Below are 6,527 nucleotides of genomic sequence, written 5' to 3'. Positions count from 1 at the left end.
CGGCTTCCTGTTCTTTGATCATCCCAATGATTTGGACTTCCGTGAAACGGCTCTTTCGCATTCGTTTGCTCCTTCAAAAGGTTGAGCAAACTCTACATCAGAACGAGGGAAGTTTCGGGGGGCAGGTCAGGTTTTTTGAAGTCATCGCATGGTCCGATTCCGGGATCTGTCATATGATCGAAGGACCGGATAGAAAATATGTTTTCATCTTCAGGTTGAATTTGGAGGCTGCTGTCGGATGCGAACAACTGAAATTGAGGCAGGGGTTGAGCTCCCCATTGCGTCACTTCGCATCTGACACACAAGATTTAGCTAGCTGTCGCAAAAATGCAATCAAAATGCAGGATTGATCTCTCATGAACGCCCTCGACCCGCGCGATATGAGCCGGCACTGCCGTACGATCTTTCTGTCGGACATCCATCTGGGGACCCGGGGGTGTCAGGCCGATAAACTTCTCGATTTTCTGGAACGCCACGAGGCGGAGACCTGGTATCTGATCGGCGATATTGTCGATGGCTGGCGGTTGCGACGGGGGTGGCATTGGCCGCAGGAGCATAATGATGTGTTGCATGCGATTCTGCAAAAGGCGCATGACGGAGCCCAGATCATCTATGTGCCCGGCAATCATGACGAGGTTGCCCGCAACTATCTCGGCACGCATTTCGGCGGGATCGAGGTGTTGGAGAAAGCGGATTTTCTGGCCGCTGACGGTCGGCGCTTTCTGGTGACCCATGGCGATCAGTTCGATGCCATTGTGATGAATGCCAAATGGCTGGCCCATGTTGGTGACCAGGCCTACGAATTCTCGCTCTGGCTTAATCGTTGGGTCAACAAAGCCCGGCGGCTTTATGGTGGGCAGTATTGGTCTTTGTCGAACTGGGCCAAGCAGCAGGTCAAGAAAGCCGTCAATTATATCTCGGAATACGAGACCGTCCTTGCAGATGAGGCGCGGCGCGGCGGGTATGACGGTATTGTCTGCGGCCATATCCACAGTGCTGCCATGCGCCGGGTCGGCGAGATTGACTATATCAATACAGGCGATTGGGTGGAAAGCTGCACGGCCGTGATCGAAACCCATGAAGGGCAGCTTAAACTGATCGAATGGGCACAGCAGAACGGCACGGGCCAATCATTTGCCCGCCGTCGCCGGGCCGTCCAACGCCGCAAAGACCGCCAGCGTGCGACCAACCGGGAAAAGGAAAGCACCTCATGACCGACCTTGCCAATGTCGATGGCCAACTGGCCCAGGCGGTGCATCAGAACAAGGCGATGAGCCGCTCTGGCCTGCTGGAGCGCAGCTTTTCGCGCCTGTTCCGCGGCCTGGTGTATCCGCAAATCTGGGAAGATCCGGTTGCGGATATGGCGGCGCTGCAGATCGGTCCATCGGACAATCTGGTCTGTATCGCATCGGGCGGCTGCAATGTGATGTCCTATCTATCTGCGCGCCCCGCCAGCATCACCGCTGTGGACTTGTCGCCCGCGCATGTGGCGCTGAACCGGCTGAAACTGACGGCCGCCCGGCATCTGGATCACGCTGCATTCCAGCGCTTCTTTGTCGAGGCGGACAAAGCGGAGAATATTGACGTCTATCACCGCGACCTTGCCCCGCACCTTGATGCGGATACGCAGGCCTACTGGTCTGGGCGGGCGCTGGTGCGCCGCCGGATCAGCCGGTTTTCCCGCGGGTTCTATCGGTTCGGTTTGCTCGGCCGGTTTCTGGCCAGTGTGCATGTGATCGCCTGGATGGGCGGCGTGAAATTTCGCCCGTTGCTGGAGTGCAAGACGCTGGAGGAACAGAAAGCGTTCTTTGATGCCAAGATCGCCCCGCAATTTGAGCGCTGGCTGGTCAAGGCGCTGGTGCGTCGCCGGGCCTCGCTGTTTGGGCTGGGCATTCCGCCTGCGCAATATGACAAGCTGGCCGCAGATGGCGGCGGCGACGTGTTGCCGGTGCTGCGCGAGCGGGTGCGCAAGCTGATGTGCGATTTCCCGATTGATCAGAACTATTTCGCCTGGCAAGCCTTTGCCCGGCATTACAAACCCGATGCGCCGCGGGCCTTACCACCCTATCTTGAAGCAGCGCATTTTGATGCGGTGCGGGAGGGGAGGGCGAATGTCACTGTCCTGAACCGGTCGCTGACCGATTTGCTGGCGGAGCAACCGGCCGCCAGCAAAGACTGTTTCGTGTTGCTGGATGCTCAGGACTGGATGAATGACGATCAGTTGAATGCGCTGTGGCAGGAAATCACCCGCACCGCCGCGCCGGGTGCGCGGGTTCTGTTCCGAACGGGCGGGGCGGCTGATATCCTGCCCGGCCGGGTCAAGCCTGCGGTGCTGGATCGTTGGGCCTATGATGCGGCTGCTTCCGAAACGGCCTTTAAGTCGGACCGTTCGGCCATCTATGGTGGTGTGCATCTTTACCGGTTCGAGGGATAAGCGGATGCCGAGCGATACCTCTCATGCAGAGTTGATGGATGCGACCTATCGGCATCAGCGCCGGATCTATGATCTGACCCGGCGATATTACCTGTTAGGACGCGATCACCTGATCTCTGAGCTAGCCCCGCCGCCCAAGGGACGGGTGCTGGAGGTGGCGTGTGGCACCGGGCGCAATCTGGCGCTGATTGCCAAGCGGCATCCTGAATGTCTGCTCTGTGGGCTGGATATCTCGGCCGAGATGCTCTGGTCGGCCACGGCCAAGATGCAAGGCAAGGGGTTGGAGGGGCGCGTGGAACTGGCGCGGGCCGATGCGACAGATTTTGATCCCAAAGCGGTGTTCGGCGTGCAGGGGTTTGACCGGATTGTTTTGTCTTATGCCGTGTCGATGATCCCCGGCTGGCAAGCCGCATTGCGCCATGCCGCCCGGCAACTGGCCCCCGGCGGCGAGGTTCACGTGGTGGATTTTTCAAGCCAGAACCGCCTGCCGCGCTGGTTCGGACGGGGCCTTACGGCATGGCTGGCAAAGTTCCATGTCACGCCGCGCGCGGATCTGGCGATTGTGGGTGCCGATATCGCGGATGAGATTGGTGGGGCGTCGGAGTGGCGCACGCTTTACCGCGATTATGCGCAATATCTGGTGATCCGGGCGCCGGGGTAGATTGGCGCTACCTTAAACCTTGTCTGAGCTTTGTTTTACCGGGTGCAGAGCCGTGGATCGCCGAGCCGTGGCGCGGCGATCCTGCGTCGGTTCAGCAGCGGTTTATCTTCACCACAGGCGCGCACCATCCATCCGGCGCACCAAGACCCACCCAATCGCCGTGCCGACGGGACGGCTCGGCGATGCGCGGCGGCCTTCGGCCTTTGCTCCGCGCTGGCACTCCATTTAGGTTGCAGGGAGGTAAGGGGGCGGCCTACCGCACCATCGTCAGCCGGTCCCAGTCTGCGTAATCGGGCGAGCCTTCGCGGCGTACTTCGCCCTGATAGCCATACTCCACCATATGCACCATCACATCGTCGCCATGGGTCAGAATGACGGCATAGCCTTCCGGCAGGTCAGAGGCCGCCAGTTGCTCTGTCGCGGTGAAATCCGGCCAACCCGCATGGTTGGTCCCGCGCGGTGCTGAAAACGGAATACCGCAGCAGGAGCCGGACAGGGGCAGGTGGCAGTGACCATGAAAGATATGCCGGACCTTACCTTTATGCGGCGCCAGCGCCTCGGCCATCACCTTGGCGTCAAGCTGCATGATCTTGTCCATCGGGCCGATACCAAGGGGCACTGGATTGTGGTGCATGAATAGCCAAACCGGCCCATCCAGCGCGGACAGCTGGCGATCCAGCCATGCTGCGCGGGTGGCACAGAAATGCCCGGCATGGGTCTCGGGACCCCATGTGTCCAGCAGGATGGCATGGCCAAGGCTTAGCGGTACGACTTTCTGTACGTGGCCGTCTTCATCCGCCAGTTCAGGGAAGACGGACAGCAGCGTCTCGCGGTCATCATGATTGCCGATGCACAGATGCGCGGGCAGGGGCAGGTCGGCAAGCCGGTCGCGCAGGCGTTCATAATCGGCCCGCTCGCCCCAGTCGGACAAATCTCCGGTGATGAACAGCGCTTCGGCATCGGCGTGATCTGCCAGCGCATGTGTCAGCGCGCGCTCAAAATTCTCGTTGGGATCGCGCCCGCCAATGGACTGGCCCGGGGTGGTCAGATGGATGTCGGTCAGTTGCAGCAGTTTCATGGCAGGGGTCCCTTGATCAAAAAGGCCCCTCCGGCGAACCGGAGGGGCCGATTGGCATTTACGAGCCGTCGCTGGGCAGCAAGTCCTGAACCTCTTCGTTCAGTTCCTGTTGCAGCTCTTCCATATCGTCGTAATCGCCGGTGACGATGCCCTCCAGCCCGTCATAAATCACCTGAGTGATCGCCAGACCGTTATCGCCCGGATAGGCCTGCCATTCGCGCAGCAGCGGCAGCTGACGCACGGCGGTCGCCTTGGCGGGGTTCTGGGCGTAGAAATCTTTCAGGATGATTTCGTTGGCAGCCTGGTTCGGCGGCATATAACCGGTGGTCCGGGCGACTTCGGCAGCGCCTTCGCCCGAGGTGATGAACTTCAGCCACAGCCATGCCGCTTCCAGCTCTTTCGGATCGTCCGAGGTAGAGACCAGCAGCGCCGCGTTCCCGCCTGCAGGCAGGCCCATCGGTCCCTCGGCGGTCAGGCCGGGGAATTCGTTGGTCACCAGCGTGAAATCACCCATAGAGCGTTCCACGGCACCAACGGCAGAGGTGGACCAGAACATCATACCAACCTCGCCCGCGGAGAACGCCGTCAGGGCGGCTTTCCATTCCAGGTTCTGCATCTCGCATTCGCGGAACAACTTGTGCATGGTTTTCAGCGCGGTCAGACCTTCAGGCGTGTCCAGCTGGAAATCAGCATCCACAACGGTCGGCTTGTCCTGCGACCACATCAGGGCCTGCAGGAACCAGTTACCGGTGATGTTCCAGCCCCAGAACATCGGGTTCTCGACACCGGCTTCGCGCAGCTTGCCGCATGTGGCGATCACCTCGTCCCAAGTCTTGGGCAGCTGAGAGACCTCAGTGATCCCGGCCTTCGCCATCACTTCCCAGTTGTAATAACCAACCGGCAGCGAGACCGAGAAGGGCAGACCGTACACTTCGTCATTGAACGTGCCGAGTTCCAGCATCGCCTCGTGATAGCCATCCTTGGCGAAATCAGCTTCTTTTGCGATGAACGGCTCCAGCGACCGGGCGATGCCCTTCTCCACCAGAATGGCCTGACGGTTCAGACCCTGCATTGTCACATCCGGCAGCTCATCAGCGACAGATTCGCGCAGGATGGTGTTGGTGCCGTCCTCGTAATCTTCGTAGGTGGCGCGGATCTTGATCTCGATATTCGGATGCTGCGCATAGAACTGCGGCAGGATCTTTTCATAGGTCACATCAAAGAGGTGACTGTAGGGATAGGCGAATTCCACGACGATTTTCTCGTCCTGTGCAACGGCTGGGGCCGCAGCCATAAGCACCGCAAGGGCACTGAGAGTCTTTCTCATCTTACTCACTCCTGTTGGATGGAAAGGAAACGGGATCACTTCATCCCTGAAAGCGTGATGCCTTCGATAAACCGTCTCTGCGCCAGCAGAAACGCCACGATCAAAGGGGTGACGATGACAACAGCCGTGGCCATCATCGGCCCGAAATTGTCGCCATCGGCGTCGCCCTTGAACTCACGCAGACCCAAGGGCGGGGTGAAAAGGTTGCGATTGCCGGTGATGACAATGCGCGGCCAGAAATAGTCGTTCCAATGCGCGACCACCGAAAAGATGGCAAAGGCCATCAGCGCCGGGATCGCCACCGGCAACATGACATTCCAGATGATCGAGAATTCGGACATCCCGTCCATCCGTGCGGCATCAATCAGATCATCGGGCACCGTCATGAAAAACTGGCGCATCAGGAAAATGCCGAAAACGCTGATCGTCCAAGGGATCACAAGGGCGGCATAGCTGTTGGTCAGCCCCAGCTTGGCCAGCATGATATAAAGCGGCAGGGCGATGGCATGGACGGGGATCAGAAGGCAGAGCAGCACCATGGAAAACACCGCCTCGCGCCCCCAAAAGCGCAACTTGGCCAGTGCATAGGCGCAGGGCAGGGCGATGATCACCTGAATAACAAAGATGGAGACGGTGACGATCACACCGTTCAGCAGATAGCGCAGCAGCGGCGCTTTCTCGAACGCGGTGGTGTAGTTGTAGACCGCCGGGTTAACCATGCACTCCGCCGCATCGCGGCCCAGCTTGATGCAATAGTCATCGCGGAACGGAGCTTGAGAGCCGAAGAAGCCGCCCGTGCCTTGCATGATCTCGGCCGGGGCTTTCAGCGAATAGCTGACCATCACATAAAAGGGGATCAGCACGATCACCGCGCCCAGGATCAGCACGACATGCTTGATCGCCTCCGCGGTGGAAAACCGGACGCTTTGCGTGGCAACAGGGGCGGCGGCGGTCATTTCCAGATACGGCGGCGCAGGCGGGCAATCCAGCTGTCGTCAGAGACACCGAAGATGCAGGCCATGGTAAA

General features: G+C 59.5%; 7 protein-coding genes. 4 read left to right on the top strand and 3 right to left on the bottom strand.

The window, feature by feature from the left end; translation table 11 throughout:
* The 4 genes from ACW9UQ_RS01095 to ACW9UQ_RS01080 all read left to right on the top strand — a co-directional run.
* The coding region (locus ACW9UQ_RS01095; protein ID WP_458929141.1) for a hypothetical protein at nt 1-350 on the top strand (350 nt) is incomplete at its 5' end.
* A gap of 6 nt (nt 351-356) precedes the next feature.
* A complete protein-coding gene (locus tag ACW9UQ_RS01090; protein WP_458929140.1) occupies nt 357-1,214 on the top strand; it encodes a UDP-2,3-diacylglucosamine diphosphatase in 858 nt (285 codons plus the stop codon).
* Entirely contained in the window at nt 1,211-2,434 is a 1,224-nt protein-coding gene (locus tag ACW9UQ_RS01085) for a BtaA family protein (RefSeq protein WP_458929139.1), read from the top strand. Before ACW9UQ_RS01090 ends, ACW9UQ_RS01085 begins: the two co-directional genes overlap by 4 nt.
* Nucleotides 2,435-2,438: 4 nt before the next feature.
* The gene (locus tag ACW9UQ_RS01080; RefSeq protein ID WP_458929138.1) at nt 2,439-3,095 is read left to right on the top strand and encodes a class I SAM-dependent methyltransferase; all 657 of its coding nucleotides are present in this window, start codon (nt 2,439-2,441) and stop codon (nt 3,093-3,095) included.
* 253 nt (nt 3,096-3,348) lie between these two features.
* Here the strand turns inward: ACW9UQ_RS01080 and ACW9UQ_RS01075 are convergent, their stop codons facing one another.
* Genes ACW9UQ_RS01075 through ACW9UQ_RS01065 form a run of 3 tightly spaced genes read right to left on the bottom strand, consistent with a single transcriptional unit; the run spans nt 3,349 to nt 6,456 of the window.
* Nucleotides 3,349-4,173 (bottom strand): phosphodiesterase, encoded by an 825-nt coding sequence (locus ACW9UQ_RS01075; RefSeq protein ID WP_458929137.1) that lies wholly within the window; start codon nt 4,171-4,173, stop codon nt 3,349-3,351.
* 58 nt (nt 4,174-4,231) lie between these two features.
* Nucleotides 4,232-5,500 (bottom strand): extracellular solute-binding protein, encoded by a 1,269-nt coding sequence (locus ACW9UQ_RS01070; protein ID WP_458929136.1) that lies wholly within the window; start codon nt 5,498-5,500, stop codon nt 4,232-4,234.
* Between the two features lie 35 nt (nt 5,501-5,535).
* Entirely contained in the window at nt 5,536-6,456 is a 921-nt protein-coding gene (locus ACW9UQ_RS01065; RefSeq protein ID WP_458929135.1) for a carbohydrate ABC transporter permease, read from the bottom strand.
* Nucleotides 6,457-6,527: the final 71 nt, after the last annotated feature.

This window comes from Halovulum sp. GXIMD14793 (assembly GCF_054457435.1).
Note: the sequence above shows the minus strand (reverse complement) of the source record. Positions and strands in the feature narration are given on the sequence as shown.